This is a genomic window from Dactylosporangium sp. NPDC049140 (assembly GCF_040648435.1).
The window spans coordinates 77,630-92,591 of sequence record NZ_JBEZDS010000040.1 but is presented as its reverse complement, the minus strand read 5'-3'; the positions used below and the strand labels follow the sequence as shown (position 1 = coordinate 92,591).

Genomic DNA, 14,962 nt, shown 5'->3' with positions numbered 1-14,962 from the left:
AAGGAGTGCAGGAATGACTGTCATTCGGACCACGCGGTTCACGGCCGACCCCGCGGATGCCGACCTCGTGCTGGAACGGCGCGGGCAGCTCATCGCGGCGATCAGGGCGCAGTACGCCGGCCCGGGCGAAACCCGGCTGATCCGCGTCGACGAGCGGACCTGGGTGGACATGTGGCGCTGGGACTCGCCGGAGATCCTGAGCGCCGCCCTGGCCGGCGCGCCGAACCTGCCGGAGGCCGCCGCCGCGTTCGCCGTCGCCCGCGACGCCACCGTGGAACAGGGTGAGTTGGTTGCCGAGGACGGCTGGACCCGATGACCCGCTCCAGTCCTCCCGGGCCACACTCGGCCCTGACTCCCAGAGGAGCGCACTGATGATCGACATGACGACCGTCAAGCAGCGTTGGCTCGACGGCCTCTGGCCCTTCGTGCGCGCCCACCTGCCGCCGGCGCCGTCCCGCGTGCTGGAGATCGGATGCGGCCCGGCCGGCGGCTTCGTCCCGGCCATGTGGAGGAGCGACTACGACGCCGTGGGCGTGGACCCGGCGGCACCGTCCGGACCCGGCTACCACCAAACCGAGTTCGAAAAGCACCAACTCGGCGGCCCCGTCGACGCGATCGTGGCCTGCACCTCACTGCACCACGTCGACGACCTGGACGAGGTTCTGAATCGAGCCGCGGCCGCGCTCACCCCGGGCGGCGCGTTCATCGTGGTGGAGTGGGCGTACGAACGGTTCGACGAAGCGACCGCACGCTGGAGCTTCGACCGGCTCCCGGACAGTGGCGAGCGCGGCTGGCTGCACAGCCACCGAGAGCAGTGGCAAGCCTCCGGACAACCCTGGCACAGCTACCTGCAGGACTGGGCCGGGCGCGAGCGGCTGTACCGCGGGGAAGCCATCATCCAGGCGCTCCAGGCCCGCTTCGACCCCCGGCTGGATACCCGCGCGCCGTACTTCTTCCCCGACCTGCACCCGGTCAGCCAAGCCGACGAGCAGGCGGCCATCGACGCCGGCGAGATCCGGGCGACAGGTATCCACTACGTCGGGACCAAGCGGTACCCAGCGTGACCCGCTCAGCGGCCGCGGTACCTGCGCTCGTCCTGTGAACCGGTTCAATAGCCGGCTTCGCGGTCGACCACCGAGGCCAGTGGTTCGCCGGCCGCGAACCGGCGCAGGTTGCCGGCGACCGTGTCGAACGACCGGCGCCGGGACTGCCGCGAGGTCGAACCGTTGTGCGGCGTCACGATCACGTTGGGCAGATCCCAGTACGGGCTGCGCGACGGGAGCGGCTCGACGTGATGGGCGTCGAGGCCGGCGCCGGCGATCCACCCTTCGAGCAGCGCCCGTTCGAGGGCCCGTTCGTCGGCGACCTCGCCCCGCGAGACGTTGACGTAGTAGGCGGTCGGCTTCATCGCGCGGAACTCGGCCTCGCCCAGCATCCCCCGCGTCTGCGGCGTGAGCGGCGCGGTGACGACGACGGCGTCACACCCGGCGAGCATCTCCGCGACCCGGCCCGGCGGATACACCGCGTCGACCTCGGGGGCGGCGCCGGGTGTGCGGCGGGTCGCGAGCAGTCGCATACCCATGCCCCGGGCGATTCCCGCGAGGTGCCGGCCGGCGTTGCCCAGCCCGACCAGGCCGAGGGTCCGGCCGGCCAGTTCACCGTGCATGGCCGGGTCCCAGCGGTGCTCCTGCTGGGCCCGGGCCCAGTGCCAGCCGCCGCGGTCGAGCAACAGGAGCAGGAGGATCGCGTGTTCGGCCAGCCCGATCGCGCCGTTGCCCACCGACGCGGTCAGGGTGACCCCGGGGCGGGCGGCCAGGCCGGCGGTGAAGGCGTGGTCCGCGCCGGCGGTCCACAGGTGGATCCAGCGCAGAGCCGGCGCCGAGGCCAGCTCGGCATCGGAGATCCGGCCGATCACCGCGCCGACGTCGCCGAAGCCGACGTTCTCGCCCTCGGCCGGGAAGCGCAGCTCGAGTCCGGGACCGGCGGCGTCGCGCAGCTCCTGCCGCTCGGCGTCGTCGAGCCCGAGGCCCCGCACGACCACGGCAACGCGCGTCATCGGGCCGCTCCGGCCGGGTCGGGCGCCGTCGACCGGTGCCGGCCGGGGCCGAGCCGCTGCGGCTGCACTCCCTCCAGGTCGAGGATCGCCGTGGTGCCGATCGGCACCGTCGTGTCGACCTCGATGCCGTCGGCCGTCCGGCGCCAGGCGATGGAGGCCTCGCCGTACGGCGTGACGTGGCGCGCGGATGCCGACGACAGCCCGCCGCCGGGGCGCGGCCGGAACAGGATCTCGCGGTAGCCCGGCGCGGCCGGGGCGAGTCCAGCGACGACCCGGTGCATCCAGTCCGCCACGGCGCCGAGGGCATAGTGGTTGAACGACGTCATCTGGCCCGGGTTGACCGTTCCGTCGGGGCGCAGGGCATCCCAACGCTCCCACACCGTGGTCGCACCCTGGGTGACGGCGTAGAGCCACGACGGGCACTCCCGCTCGAGCAGCAGGTCGTACGCGGTGTCGAGGTGCCCGTTGGCGGACAGCGCGTCCGTCACGAGCGGCGTGCCGACGAATCCGGTCGCGATGCGGTTGCCGGCCTGCGCGACGAGCTCGGCCAGCCGGTCGGCCGCCGCTGCGCGCCCGGCCGCGTCGGGGATGAGGTCGAACGCGAGCGCGAGCGAGTAGGCGGTCTGCGCGTCGCTCGTCATCCGTCCGTCCGGCAGGACGTACCTGGCGGCGAAGGCCTTCCGGACCGCGCCGGCGAGGTCCGCGTACCGCGCCTGGTCGCCGGTTCGGCCGAGGAGCCCGGCCATCCGGGCGACGGCGCGCGCCGAGGCGGCGAAGTATGCGGTGGCCACGAGGTAGCGGTCCGTCGTCGCGTCGGCCGGATCCTCCGGCGGCGCGGCGGGATCGAGCCAGTCGCCGAGCTGGAATCCCTCGTTCCACAGGTGGTCCGAGCCGGCGAGGCGGTCGATGAGGTCGACCCACCGCCGGGCGCTGTCGAACTGCCGATCGACGATCGCCCGGTCCCCGTAGCGGTCGAACAACGTCAGCGGCGTCAGCGTCGCGGCGTCGCCCCAGGCCGCGCCGGGCCGGATCGGCGTCCACATGTGCTTCGACGGGATCACCGGGACGTACCAGGGGATCGTGCCGTCGGGCAGCTGTTCGCGGGCCACGTCCCGCAGCCAGCCGTCCAGCATGCCGGACACGTCGTACAGGAACGTCGCCGTCGGGGCGAACACCTGGAGGTCGCCGGTCCAGCCGACGCGCTCGTCGCGCTGCGGGCAGTCGGTGGGGATGTCCAGAAAGTTCCCCCGCATGCCCCATACGACGTTGCTGTGCAGTTGCTCCAGCATCGGGTCGGAGCAGGAGAACCAGCCGGTGCGCTCGAGGTCGGTGTGGTAGACGCGGGCGACGATGTCTCCCGCGGCGACGGCGGCGTCCAGGTCGCCCGGCCAGCCGGTCACCTCGGCATAGCGGAAGCCGTGGAACGTGAATCGCGGCTCCCACTCCTCGGTGCGCGGGGTCGCGCCGGGGCCGGGACCGGCCAGCGTGTAGTGGTCCGTGGAGCGGGCCGAGCGCAGCGGGCGGGTGTACAGCTCGCCCTCCTGGAGGACTTCGGCGGTCCGGATGCGGACCGTCGTGCCGGCCGGGCCCTGAACCCGGATCCGGGGGCGACCGACGAGATTCTGCCCGAAGTCGAGGATGCGCGCGCCGGTCGGCGAGGTGAGCACCGCGACCGGCGCGATCTCCTGCGTACACCGCACCGGAGGGCCGGTCGGCGCCCGGAGTACGGCGGGGTCCTGCACGTGCACCGCGACCGGTGTCCATCGCGCGTCGTCGAAGCCGGCTGACGACCACCCGGGCTGCTCCGCGCGGGCGTCGTAGTCCTCGCCGTCGTAGTTGCCGGTCCGGATGATCGGGCTCGGCGCGGCCCGCCAGGACGCGTCCGTGGGCACCGTCTCGGTCCGGCCGTCGTCGTAGCGCAGTTCGAGCTGGGCCAGCAGGGACAGGTCCGAGCCGAAGACGTTGCGGAACCCGCCTCGCCAGCCCAGGCGCCCGCGGTACCAGCCGTCGCCGAGCCACGACCCGATGGCGTTGCCGCCCTCCTGGAGCAACGGCGTCACGTCGTACGTGTAGTAGCGCAGGTGCTTGCCGTAGGCGGTCCAACCGGGGGACATGGCGTCGTCGCCCACGCGCCGGCCGTTGAGCTCGACCTCGTAGAGGCCGTGCGCCGTCACGTAGAGGCGCGCCGAGAGCAGGCCGGCGCCGGCCTCGAACTCCCGGCGGACCAGGGAGGGGCGCCGGTCGTCGGAGTCGGGGTCCTCGTCCCACGCCGCGCCGACGGGAACGGCCACCCAGTCGCCGGGTTCGAGCAACCCGGCCTCGAGCCCGGTCGTCGCCGACCACGGACCGTACACACCGTCGTCGCCGGCGACCCGGACCCGCACGGCGGCCCGTTCCCGGGACGCCAGCGGGGCGGAGGGCCAGGGAACCAGAATCTGCTCGGCCGATTCCACCCGGACGACCTCGACGGTACCGCCCCGGGAGACCTCGACCTCGTACGCGCGCTGGCGCCAGTCCGGTTCGGCCGTGGTCGTCCACGAGATGCGCGGAGCGGGCTCGCCGATGCCTCGGGCCTCGCGGTGATGTTCGATCCGCGGCGCGGTGGGCGTGCCCGGCATGCGTTGCCCTTTCATCGAAACGGCTGGGGGACCGCACTCTAACAACAGTTCTTGACACGTTTCAACCGGCGAAACAAGATGGACCCCGTGCCGATCTACGCGCCGGGAGACTGGCTCAACGACGAGACCCGGCCGGCCGCCGCCGTGTTCGCCTCCGCCGGGCGATTCGCCGTGCCGCTGGAGGCCGGGCGGTTCGACCGCCACTTCCACGACACGGCGGAGCTGTGGTTCGTCGCCGAGGGGCGGGCGAAGATCTTCGTCGACGGGGCCGAGCGGTACGTCCAGTCCGGCGACATCGTGCTCACGGTGGCGGGCGACGTGCACGACTTCCTCGAGGTGTACGAGGCCGTGCGCGGCTTCTTCGTGGAAGGCCCGGTCCCGCCGGGCGGCCGCGGCGGCCACCGGCACACCGGCCCGGAGATGGCCGCCGGTCACGACGTCCCGGCCCGGCCGGTACCCGACGATTTCCCGACCCGTTACCGGGACAGGGCTTCGCAGGAGGTAGCGGAATGAGGATCGCGGTCACGGGGAGCTCCGGGAAGCTCGGGCGGGCCACCACCGCCCGGCTGCGCGACGAGGGGCACGAGGTGCTCGGCCTCGACCTCGACGGCGCGTCCGGGTCCGGCTTCACCCGCGTCGACCTGACCGACTACGGCCAGGTGCTCGACTCGTTGCTCGGCGTGACCGCCCGGCACACCGGGCTGGACGCGCTGGTGCACCTCGCCGCCATCCCGGTCAACGGGCTGGTGCCCGACGCGACGACCTTCCACAACAACATGATCGCGTCGTTCAACGTGCATTTCGCCGCACTGCGCGCGGGCATCCGGCGGATCGTCCTCGCCTCGAGCATCACCGCGATGGGCTTTCCGTTCGACCAGCCGCCCCCCGGGCTGCCGGTGACCGAGGACCACCGGGCCGCCCGGAACACGTACGGGTTGGGCAAGGTCCTCGAGGAGACGATGGCCGAGCAGCTCGTCACGTGGCAGCCGCGGCTGTCCATGACGGCGCTGCGATTCACCAACGTCGTCGGGGCCGGCGAGTACGCCGGGTTCGCGCGGGCGTCCGATCCCGGTTACCGCCGCGACCTGCTCGGGTCCTACGTCGACGCGCGCGACGGTGCGCTGGCCGTGTCCCTCGCCCTGGCCAAGGGCGAGCCGGGTTTTGCGGTCTACAACGTCGCGGCGCCCGATACCGGTCTCGACATCCCGTCGGCCGAGCTGGCCGCCCGGTGGTTTCCGGGCGTTGCGGTCGCCGCGGACCTGGGCGAGTTCGAGTCGCTGATGTCGACCAGGAAGGCACGTGACGAGCTGGGCTTCACCGCGCAGCACCGCTGGAGAGACGAGTACCGCCCGGCGTGAGCCGGCCGGTCGAAGGAGACGATGTGGCACAGCTAGAGGGCCGGCGGGCGATCGTCACGGGAGCCGCGGGCGCATTGGGCACGGTCATCTGCGAGGTCCTCGCGCGCGAGGGCGCGGACGTCGGCGGGCTCGACCTCAACGCGGACGGCCTCGCCGCCGCCGGTGAGCGGGTCCGGGCGGCGGGCCGGGAATGGACCGGCGCCGCCGTGGACCTGACCGACTTCGACGCGGTCCAGGATGCGACCGCGGGTCTCGTCGGCCGCCTCGGCGGGGTGGACGTCCTGGTCAACTGCGCCGGCGGCGGGGCGGTGAGCTTCTTCCACGAAATGACCCCGGACACCTGGCGCACGCAGATGGCGCGCAACCTCGACCAGGTCTTCAACGCGACCCGGGCGGTGCTGCCGGCCATGCTCGCCGCGCGATCGGGCCGCATCGTCAACATCGCGTCGATCGCCGCCGTGTCGGGCGGCCGGCTGGTGCGCGGGGCGACCGCGTACGCCGCCGCCAAGGCCGGTGTCATCGGGCTCACCAAGGCGCTCGCCATCGAGGTCGCGGAGCAGGGCGTCACGGTCAACGCGATCGCGCCGGGCGCCCAGGCGACGCCGGGCCGGGACCGGGACACGCCGGAGCGGCGCGAAGCGCTGCTGGCCCAGATCCCGACGCGACTGCTCGGCCGGCCCGAGCACCTGGCCGAGGCGATCGTGTTCCTGGCCGGCCCGGCCGGGGTCAACGTCACCGGCGTCGTCCTGCCGCTCGACGGCGGCCACTCCATCTGAGGGATTCGCGACCGGGAGGTCAGTTTGAAACGGTTCGAAAAGGGCGCGCACTGGTTCGAAGAGGTCTACGGCGCGGGCAAGGCCGACGGCCTGGTCGAGATGCAGACGGGCCTCGCACAGGATCTGGCGCGGTTCGGCGTCGAGTTCAACTTCGGCGACATCTACTCGCGCCCGGGCCTGACGCTGGCCCAGCGGGAGCTGCTCTCGCTGGCTTCGCTGGTGACCATCGGCGGCCTGGAGCCGCAGCTCAGGGGTCATACGAGGGGCGCGATCCGGGTCGGCTGCACGCCGACCGAGATCCTCGAGACGGTGATCCACGTCGTGCAGTACTGCGGCTTCCCGAAGGCGCTCAACGCCATCCGGGTGGTCACCGACCAGCTCATCGAGCTGGGCGTGGAGATTCCCCCCGCGCTGGGCCCGGACACCGACCGGCCACGCGATTGAACAAAATGAAGGAGGCAGAGTGTCACCCCTCATAGGGATCCAGATCGGCGCCATCTCGTTCGCCGACGAGGGCGTCGAGACGGTGCTCGACACGGTCGCGGAGAAGGCGGCGGTCAACACCGTGTTCGTCGCGACGCAGGCGTTCGACCGCGGGCTGGCCGGCCGCCAGACCTGGTACCGGCCGTGGCCGGGCCACGGCCCGGAAGAGAACGACGACGTCCACCTCGGTGGATCGTTCGTCGACCAGCACCCCGAGTTCTACGGCGGTACCGTGCTCGGCCCGCACCGGGCCCGGGACGCCGAGGTGGACGGTTTCGACGCCCTCGCCGACGTGATTCCGGCCGCCTCCGAACGCGGCATCGCCGTATACGCCTTCCTGCTCGAGAACACCCACTCCGGCCTGACCCGACACGTTCCCAACTGGCCGAAGGTGCTGCAGGTCGATGCCTGGGGCCGCGCCGACGCGTACGCGTGCCTGCGCAACCCGGACTATCAGAACTGGTGGCTGTCGCTGGTCGAGGACCAGGTCAAGAGCTACCAGCTCGACGGCGTCATGTGGGGATCGGAGCGCAACGGACCCCTGGACAACGCGCTGGGCGACGGCGGGTTCGCCCGCAACGGCAACCCGTACTGCTTCTGCCGCTGGTGTACCGAGGCCGGCGAGCGCGAGGGCATCGACGTCCGGCGGGCGCGCCAGGGCTATCTGGAACTGGACCGCCTGCTCAACGACGAGGCCCCCGACGTGCCGGTCGGCGACACGTCCTTCATCCGTTTCCTGCGGCTCCTCGGCACCTATCCGGAGATCATCGCCTGGGACCGGCTCTGGCACGAGGGGTACGAGGAGTTCCAGGCCCGGCTCTACGGGACCGTCAAGTTCCTCAATCCCGACGTGCGGGTCGGCTGGCACATCTGGCACCACAATTCGTTTTCGCCCTGGTACCGGTCGCAGATGGACTTCGCGAAGATGTCGTCCTATTCGGACTTCATCAAACCGGTGCTGTACAACAACTGCGCCGGCTACCGGCTGCATCACTACATCCGGACCGTCGCGAGCCGCGTCTTCCGCGGGGTGCCGGAGCAGACCGTGTACGACCTGTTCCGGACCTCGCTCGGTTACGACGAGTCCGTCGCGTTCGACGACCTGCCGAGCGTCGGCCTCACACCGGACTACGTGCTGCGGGAGACGCGGCGAACGGTCGCGGCGACCGCCGGCAACGTGGCGGTGTACCCGGGGCTCGACATCAACATCCCGACGCCGGAGCACGTCATCCAGACAACGCCGGACGAGGTGCGCAAGTCGGTCCGGGCCGCGCTGGACGGGGGTGCCGACGGCATTCTGTTGTCCCGGAAGTACTCAGAGATGACCTTCGCCAATCTTGAGGCGGCGGGCGAGGAAGTGCGTTCCCGCAACGCCTGATCGCGAACCAGTACGAGGTTGTTGACCGGACCGAAACCAGCTTGTAACGTTTCATCACCCCACGCGCCCGAGCCGTGAGCCCCTCCGCCGGACGCGGACCTTGAAGGAGCCTGAACGTGGATATGCGCATCAAGCACCGCCGTGCGAGCGTTCCCATCGCGTTCGCCGCGTTGACCAGCCTTCTCCTGGCGGGATGCTCAGGAGGTAACGACGACACCGCATCGGGTGGCGCCAAGGAGTTCTCCGTGCTGGTCACGACGGAGAACACCCAGACCGGCCCGATGTTCGACGACCTGAAGGCCAACCAGTGTTCGGATGCTCAGAAGCAGCTGCCGTACACGCTGTCGCAGACGTCCAGCGCTGACATGCAGTCGAAGGTGCAGCTGCTCGGCGGCCAGAAGGCCCTGCCCGTGATGTACGCCGGCACGCAGTCGCTGATCGCGCCCGGTGGGGACCTGCAGGCGTCCGGCCAGGTGCTGGACCTCAAAGAAACGTTTCAAAAGCTCGGGGTGCTGGACCAGGTGACCCCGGCCGCGCAGTCCGTGATCGAGCAGCTCTACGCCGGCAGCTTCCCGACGGTGCCACTGCAGTTCAACATCGAGGGCATCTTCTACAACAAGAAGATCTTCGCCGACCACGGCATCGAGATTCCGACCACGCTCGACCAGCTCACCGCCGCCGCCGCGAAGCTGAAGTCGGAAGGCGTCACCCCGTTCGTCGCCTCCGGCAAGACCGGCTGGACGATCAGCCGGTGGCTGGGCGCGATCATCTACAGCCAGCTCGGACCGGACGCGCTGCAGAAGGTCAAGGACAAGAAGGCCAAGCTCACCGACCCGCAGTACGTCGCCGCGGCCCAGAAGCTGCAGGAGCTGGGCAAATACTTCATCGACGGCATCACGAACCTCGACTACGACACCATGAACGCGCAGATCCTCAACGGCAGCGCGGCCATGATGTACATGGGCACCTGGTTCCTCGCCGCGGTGAACGATCCCAAGCAGAACAAGGTCGGCGACAACATCGGGTTCTTCGGCGTCCCCGGCATCAAGGGGTATCCGGCGAACGTCGGCTCCCCGAACGCCATCAACGCCAAGCTGTACAACGACGGTGTCGGCTCGTGGCTGACCTGCATCGCCAAGAACTGGGGCTCGGAGTCGCTGAAGAAGCAGGGCACATTCTCCGGCTTCAAGGTGAACACCCCGGTCGACAACCTGCCGAAGCTCACGACCGAGATCCAGCAGGACATCGAGAAGGCGCCGGCCAGCGTGCTGTGGTTCGAGGGCCTCTTCACTCCCAAGGCGAACAACGACTCCAGCGCGAACGCCGCGCCGCTGCTCACCGGCGCGATGTCGGCCAAGGACTTCATGACGCTCATCCAGTCGGACCTCGACGCCGAGTCGTAATCCGTCTGCCGCGTCCCCAGCTCTACCGGCGAGGCGGCGGTGTCCGACCCGGACCCGCCGCCCCACCCCGCCCACACCCCCGAGCCGCGGTCCACCCTTCGAGCGGACCCCAACGGAGAGGTCCTCCCGTGAAGCATGTCTTCGGGAACAAGAAGGCGATCGCGGCCTTCCTGCTTCCCGCGCTTCTGATCTATGTGGGAGTCATGGTCGTCCCGGCGATCTGGTCTCTCTTTCTGGCCTTCATGCACGGCAACCCGGTCCGGGGGTTCAACTTCACCGGCTTGAAGAACATCAACCGGCTGTTCAGCGATCCCCAGGCGGGTCACGCGCTGCTCTTCACGCTCAAGTACGCCGTCGTCATCAGCGTGGGCCAGATCGTGCTCGGCTACGCCTTCGCGCTGCTGTACGTCTTCGTCCTGCGGCGGGCCTCGACGTTCATCCGCACGCTCGTGTTCTTCCCGGTGGTGGTGCCGACCGTCGCCGTCAGCCTCCTGTTCAACCGCATGTTCGCGTCCTCGCCCCAGGAGGGGCCGGTCAACGCGATCCTCGGCTTCTTCGGAGCCGGCAGCATCGACTGGTTCGCCGACGGCGACAAGGCCTTCATCGTCATCGTGATCATGGACCTGTGGCGCACCATGGGCTTCTTCGCGGTCCTGCTGTACGCGGGACTCATCGAGATCCCGGAGGAGATCCTCGAGTCGGCCCGCCTGGACGGCGCGGGCACCTGGCGGCTCGTGCGGCACATCGTGCTGCCGCTGTCGATGCCCGTGCTGCTGGCGACCGTCATCTTCAGCCTCAACGCGTCGCTCAAGGTGTTCGACTCGATCGTCGCCCTCAACAACGGCGGGCCTGGTTACGCGACGACGCCGCTGAACCTGCTCATGTTCAAGACGGCATTCAGCTTCGGTGACTTCGGCTACGGCAGCACGCTCGCGCTCGTCATCACGGTGGTGTGCCTGTTCGTGACCCTGTTCGTCTTCCGCTCCTCCCGGCGCGACCTCATGAAGGACTGAACCGTGACCGCGATCAACGTCGACCCAGCTCCGCCCGCGCGGCGGGAGACCCAGCGCCGGGGGTCCGGCTCGCTCGCGCGCCGGCTCACCGGCGGCACGCTCGTGAAGGTGCTCATCGCGGTGATCGTCATCGCGGAGATCTACCCGCTGTTCTGGATCCTGACCAACTCGTTCAAGACGAAGAACGAGATCGTCGACGAGCCCCTGTGGTCGATGCCGGGCGGGCTGCAGTGGCACAACTACGTCGACGCGTGGACGACCGGCAGCCTGGGCCACAACGCCCTCAACAGCCTCATCGTCACGGTGCCGTCCCTGGTGCTCATCCTCTTGCTGGGCGCGGCGGCCGGCTTCGCCCTGGAGGTGATGGTCTGGAAGGGCCGCAGTACCGTGCTCTTCCTGATCGTCGGCGGCATGATGGTGCCACTGCAGATGGTGCTGCTGCCGCTCTTCACCATCTACTTCAACCTCAACATCTCGGACAGCTATCTGCCGCTGATCATCACGTACGTCGGCCACGGGCTCCCGCTGACCGTCTTCATGATGGCCACCTATTTCCGATCGGTGCCCCGGGAGCTGTTCGAGGCGCTGGCGATGGAGGGCGGCGGGCCGTTCCGGGCGTTCTTCTCGATCGGGCTGCCGCTGATCCGCAACGGCCTCTTCACGATCGGGCTCCTGCAGTTCTTCTCGATCTGGAACGACCTGCTCATCGCGCTGACGTTCAACGTGGACTCGAAGCTGTCGACGATCCAGGTCGGCCTGCTGCACTTCAGCGACGAGTACGGCTCCGTCGACTACGGCCCCCTGTTCGCCGCCATCAGCATCACCGTGTTCGGCACCCTCGCCGTTTACCTGGTGCTCAACCAGCAGGTCATGCGCGGCCTGACGGCCGGGTCGGTGAAGGGATGATCGTCGACGCCCACACCCACGTCTGGCCGCGCTGGCCCTACCGGCCCGACGTGCCCGACTCCGATTCCCGGGGACGGGCGGAGAACCTGCTGCTGGAGATGGACCGCGCCGGTGTCGACGCGGCGCTCGTGGTCAACGCGCGGATCGAGCACGCCGACGACAACAACGACTACGGCGCCGAGGCCGCGACGGTCCACAAAGGACGGTTGCTGCAGGTCGCCGACATCGACAGCCGGTTCGGGCCGCACTACCACCGGCCGGGCGCGGCGGACCGCCTCCGCGCGACAATCGAGCGGTATCAGCCGGTCGGCGTGTCCCACTACCTCGCCGCAGAGAACGACGGCTGGCTGCGCTCGGATGCGGCGCGGGAATTCTTCCAGGTCGCGCAGGACGCCCGGCTGCTCGTGAGCCTGGCCGCGCCGCCGGCGTGGTACGACGACCTCCGCGACACCGCCCGCCGGTTCCCGGACGTGCCGATCCTGGTCAACCATCTCGCGGTCGTCATGCTGCATCCCGACGGGATCGACGCGGGTCTGCGGCTCGTCCTCGACCGTGAGGAGGTACCAAATCTGCTCGTGAAGGTTTCCGGCTACTATTATGGGCACGACCGCCCCTGGGATTACCCGTATGACGACCGGATGCCCATCGTCAAGGCGTTCGCCGAGAGCTGGGGCCCGGGCCGGATGGTGTGGTCGTCCGACTGGCCGTCGTTGCTGCCGCACCACAGCTACCGCCAGGCGCTGCAGGTGCTGCGGGACCATGCAGAGTTCCTGAGCGAGGACGACATCGCCCGTATCCAGGGCGGCACCCTGGAGACACTGCTACGTGAACGGGGACGGCTGCAATGAGCGCGCCACGGCCACGGGTCGGCATCGTCGTGACCGCGGCGGGCCGCCGCCGCTACTTCTTCCCCGAGCACGTCGCGCGCCTCGAGCGCTTCGCCGACGTCGTCTGGCTCGAGCTCGACGGCCCCGACCGGGTGTTCGGGCCGCCGCCGCAGGACCCGGCCCTCGACGCGCGCGTCACCGAGTTCGCCCGGGACCTCGACGCGCTCGTCGTGAGCTACGGATGCCCGCGCATCACCGACGACATCATGGCCGCGGCCCCGCGGCTGCGCCTGATCGGTGACACCCACGGCGACCGCTTCGCGGCCCGGGTGGACGTGGATGCCGCGCACCGCCGGGGGATCGTGGTGTCCGACACGACCAACGGATCGTCGGACCCGGTCGCCGAGTGGGCGCTCGCGCTCGCGATGATCGGCCTGCGCAATGCGGGCGCGCTGTTTCGCCGGTTGATCGCGGGTGAGCTGCTCTGGCCCGACCGGACCGTGTTCCTGGAGGATCCCGGATATCTGCGCGGCGAGCTCACCGGCAAGACGGTCGGCCTCATCGCGCTGGGGAATGTCGGACGCCGGCTGCTGGAACTCCTCCGGCCGTTCCAGGTGCGCGTGCTCGCCCACGACCCGGGCGCCCCAGATGTTCTCGCCAACGCCTACGACATCGACCTGACGAGCCTGGACAACGTGCTGGAGCGGTCCGACGTCGTCATCAGCCTCGTGCCGCTGACGCAGGCCACGACGGGTATGATCGGTGCCGGACAGATCGCCCGGATGCGCCCTGGATCGGTATTCGTCAACGTGTCCCGAGGTGCCGTCGTGGACACCGAGGCGCTGGTCGAGCGGCTGCGGCAGGGCGACCTGATCGCCTGCCTCGACGTCGTCGAGCCGGAGCCCTTGCCGATGGACTCGCCGCTGCGCACAATGCCTAACGTGTTTCTCAGTCCGCACATCGCCGGTGTGACGGACGCCGCCGAGCCGAGGTTCTTCGAATACATGGTGGACGACGTCGAGCGCGTCCTCGCCGGGGTGCGTCCGCGCTACCGGCTGGTGCCGCGCGAGCTCGGTTCTCCGTGAGACGGTGTGGGGTAGACCGACGGTGAGCGAACGAGGCAGCGGCGCGGTGAGCAAGGTCGGCATTCGCGAGGTGGCGAGGCACGCGGGCGTCGCGCTGGGCACGGTGTCGCACTACCTCAACCATCCGGAGCGGGTGTCGGAGCAGAAGGCGGAGCGCATCCGCCTCGCCATCGAAGAGCTCGGGTTCGTCCCGAACATCGTCGGCCGGCAGCTGCGTCTCGGCGAGAGCAACGCCATCGCGTACATCGCGCCCGACTTCAGCAACCCGTTCTTCTTCACGCTCGTGGAGGGTGTGGAGGCGCGGGCGGCGGAGCACGGGCTGGCGGTGTTCGTGGTCAACGCGCACGGCAACCGCGAGCGAGAGGACCAGTACATCGGGCTGTTCGAGCGGTACCGCGTGCGCGGCATGCTGGTGGCCTCGTTCGAACGGCTGGAGGACCGGCTGGCGGAGGTGCGCCGGCGCGGCACGCCCAACGTGCTGATCGGCGGCCGTGCCGTCTCCGACAAACAGCCGTCCGTCTCGGTGGACGAGGTCGTCGGCGGCCGGCTCGCGGGGGAGCACCTGCTGTCGCTCGGGCGCCGGCGGCTGGCCTTCGTCGGTGGACCGCTGTCGATCCAGCAGGTGGCCGGCCGGTTGCAGGGGGCCAGCCTCGCTGTGCGGGAGGCCGGGTCGGCCACCCTCGAGGTGGTCGACATCCCGGAGCGCACGATCCGGGCCGGTCGAGCCGTCGGGCACCGCATCCTGGCCCGCGACCCCGCGCTGCGGCCCGACGCCGTGTTCGCGGTCAACGACCTGCTGGCCATCGGCATCTTGCACGCGTTCGTCATGGGCGGCGTACGGATCCCGGAGGACATCGCCGTGATCGGCTACGACGACATCGAGTACGCGGAATCCTCGATCGTCCCGCTCTCCTCGATCCGTACCCCACACGAGGACTTCGGATCGGTGGCCGTGGACCTGCTGCTGAACAACATCGAGTCCGGTGCGGTACGCCATGAGGTGTTCACCCCGAAGCTCGTCATCCGGTCCAGCACGAGCGGTCCGGCGCCCGCCTGAGC

At 70.0% G+C, this 14,962-nt stretch carries 15 protein-coding genes; 13 read left to right on the top strand and 2 right to left on the bottom strand.

All coding sequences use genetic code 11. The features are described 5' to 3' along the window. Positions 1–13: 13 nt before the first annotated feature. A complete protein-coding gene (locus AB0B76_RS42885) occupies positions 14–316 on the top strand; it encodes a hypothetical protein (protein ID WP_360386771.1) in 303 nt (100 codons plus the stop codon). A 55-nt stretch (positions 317–371) separates the two neighbouring features. Continuing rightward, positions 372–1,064, top strand: a complete 693-nt coding sequence (locus tag AB0B76_RS42880) for a methyltransferase domain-containing protein (protein ID WP_360386768.1) — start codon at positions 372–374, stop codon at positions 1,062–1,064. A 44-nt stretch (positions 1,065–1,108) separates the two neighbouring features. Here AB0B76_RS42880 and AB0B76_RS42875 read toward each other — a convergent pair whose 3' ends face one another. Next, entirely contained in the window at positions 1,109–2,056 is a 948-nt protein-coding gene (locus AB0B76_RS42875; protein WP_360386766.1) for a D-2-hydroxyacid dehydrogenase, read from the bottom strand. Beyond that, entirely contained in the window at positions 2,053–4,674 is a 2,622-nt protein-coding gene (locus AB0B76_RS42870) for a family 78 glycoside hydrolase catalytic domain (RefSeq protein WP_360386764.1), read from the bottom strand. The genes AB0B76_RS42875 and AB0B76_RS42870 overlap by 4 nt, the downstream gene beginning before the upstream one ends. An 87-nt stretch (positions 4,675–4,761) precedes the next feature. On the opposite strand from AB0B76_RS42870, the gene AB0B76_RS42865 reads away from it, so the two are divergent. From AB0B76_RS42865 to AB0B76_RS42815, 11 genes are all read left to right on the top strand, one after another. After that, positions 4,762–5,187 (top strand): AraC family ligand binding domain-containing protein, encoded by a 426-nt coding sequence (locus tag AB0B76_RS42865; RefSeq protein ID WP_360386761.1) that lies wholly within the window; start codon positions 4,762–4,764, stop codon positions 5,185–5,187. Further along, on the top strand, positions 5,184–6,032 hold the full coding sequence (locus AB0B76_RS42860) for an NAD(P)-dependent oxidoreductase (RefSeq protein ID WP_360386758.1): 849 nt from the start codon (positions 5,184–5,186) through the stop codon (positions 6,030–6,032). The genes AB0B76_RS42865 and AB0B76_RS42860 overlap by 4 nt, the downstream gene beginning before the upstream one ends. Positions 6,033–6,055: 23 nt before the next feature. After that, positions 6,056–6,808 (top strand): SDR family NAD(P)-dependent oxidoreductase, encoded by a 753-nt coding sequence (locus tag AB0B76_RS42855; RefSeq protein ID WP_360386755.1) that lies wholly within the window; start codon positions 6,056–6,058, stop codon positions 6,806–6,808. Positions 6,809–6,832: 24 nt separating this feature from the next. Beyond that, a complete protein-coding gene (locus tag AB0B76_RS42850) occupies positions 6,833–7,252 on the top strand; it encodes a carboxymuconolactone decarboxylase family protein (protein ID WP_360386752.1) in 420 nt (139 codons plus the stop codon). 19 nt (positions 7,253–7,271) lie between these two features. Continuing rightward, positions 7,272–8,669, top strand: a complete 1,398-nt coding sequence (locus tag AB0B76_RS42845) for a hypothetical protein (RefSeq protein WP_360386750.1) — start codon at positions 7,272–7,274, stop codon at positions 8,667–8,669. A 245-nt stretch (positions 8,670–8,914) separates the two neighbouring features. Then, positions 8,915–10,072, top strand: a complete 1,158-nt coding sequence (locus AB0B76_RS42840) for an extracellular solute-binding protein (RefSeq protein ID WP_360386747.1) — start codon at positions 8,915–8,917, stop codon at positions 10,070–10,072. A 128-nt stretch (positions 10,073–10,200) separates the two neighbouring features. Then, entirely contained in the window at positions 10,201–11,085 is an 885-nt protein-coding gene (locus AB0B76_RS42835) for a sugar ABC transporter permease (RefSeq protein WP_360386744.1), read from the top strand. A 3-nt stretch (positions 11,086–11,088) separates the two neighbouring features. Continuing rightward, complete coding sequence (locus tag AB0B76_RS42830) at positions 11,089–11,991, top strand: carbohydrate ABC transporter permease (RefSeq protein ID WP_360386742.1); 903 nt, start codon at positions 11,089–11,091, stop codon at positions 11,989–11,991. Continuing rightward, on the top strand, positions 11,988–12,839 hold the full coding sequence (locus tag AB0B76_RS42825) for an amidohydrolase family protein (protein ID WP_360386740.1): 852 nt from the start codon (positions 11,988–11,990) through the stop codon (positions 12,837–12,839). The genes AB0B76_RS42830 and AB0B76_RS42825 overlap by 4 nt, the downstream gene beginning before the upstream one ends. Beyond that, positions 12,836–13,903: a hydroxyacid dehydrogenase gene (locus AB0B76_RS42820; RefSeq protein ID WP_360386738.1), complete on the top strand. Its 1,068-nt coding sequence runs from the start codon at positions 12,836–12,838 to the stop codon at positions 13,901–13,903. The genes AB0B76_RS42825 and AB0B76_RS42820 overlap by 4 nt, the downstream gene beginning before the upstream one ends. Positions 13,904–13,925: 22 nt before the next feature. Next, positions 13,926–14,960, top strand: coding sequence for a LacI family DNA-binding transcriptional regulator (locus AB0B76_RS42815; RefSeq protein WP_360386735.1), 1,035 nt, complete (start codon positions 13,926–13,928; stop codon positions 14,958–14,960). Positions 14,961–14,962: the final 2 nt, after the last annotated feature.

What these genes read in the sequence shown, in the direction of transcription:
- AB0B76_RS42885 (WP_360386771.1), top strand. Translation starts at nt 14, where the DNA reads ATGACTGTCATTCGGACCACGCGGTTCACGGCCGACCCCGCGGATGCC.
- AB0B76_RS42880 (WP_360386768.1), top strand. Translation starts at nt 372, where the DNA reads ATGATCGACATGACGACCGTCAAGCAGCGTTGGCTCGACGGCCTCTGG.
- AB0B76_RS42875 (WP_360386766.1), bottom strand. Translation starts at nt 2,056, where the DNA reads ATGACGCGCGTTGCCGTGGTCGTGCGGGGCCTCGGGCTCGACGACGCC.
- AB0B76_RS42870 (WP_360386764.1), bottom strand. Translation starts at nt 4,674, where the DNA reads ATGCCGGGCACGCCCACCGCGCCGCGGATCGAACATCACCGCGAGGCC.
- AB0B76_RS42860 (WP_360386758.1), top strand. Translation starts at nt 5,184, where the DNA reads ATGAGGATCGCGGTCACGGGGAGCTCCGGGAAGCTCGGGCGGGCCACC.
- AB0B76_RS42825 (WP_360386740.1), top strand. Translation starts at nt 11,988, where the DNA reads ATGATCGTCGACGCCCACACCCACGTCTGGCCGCGCTGGCCCTACCGG.
- AB0B76_RS42820 (WP_360386738.1), top strand. Translation starts at nt 12,836, where the DNA reads ATGAGCGCGCCACGGCCACGGGTCGGCATCGTCGTGACCGCGGCGGGC.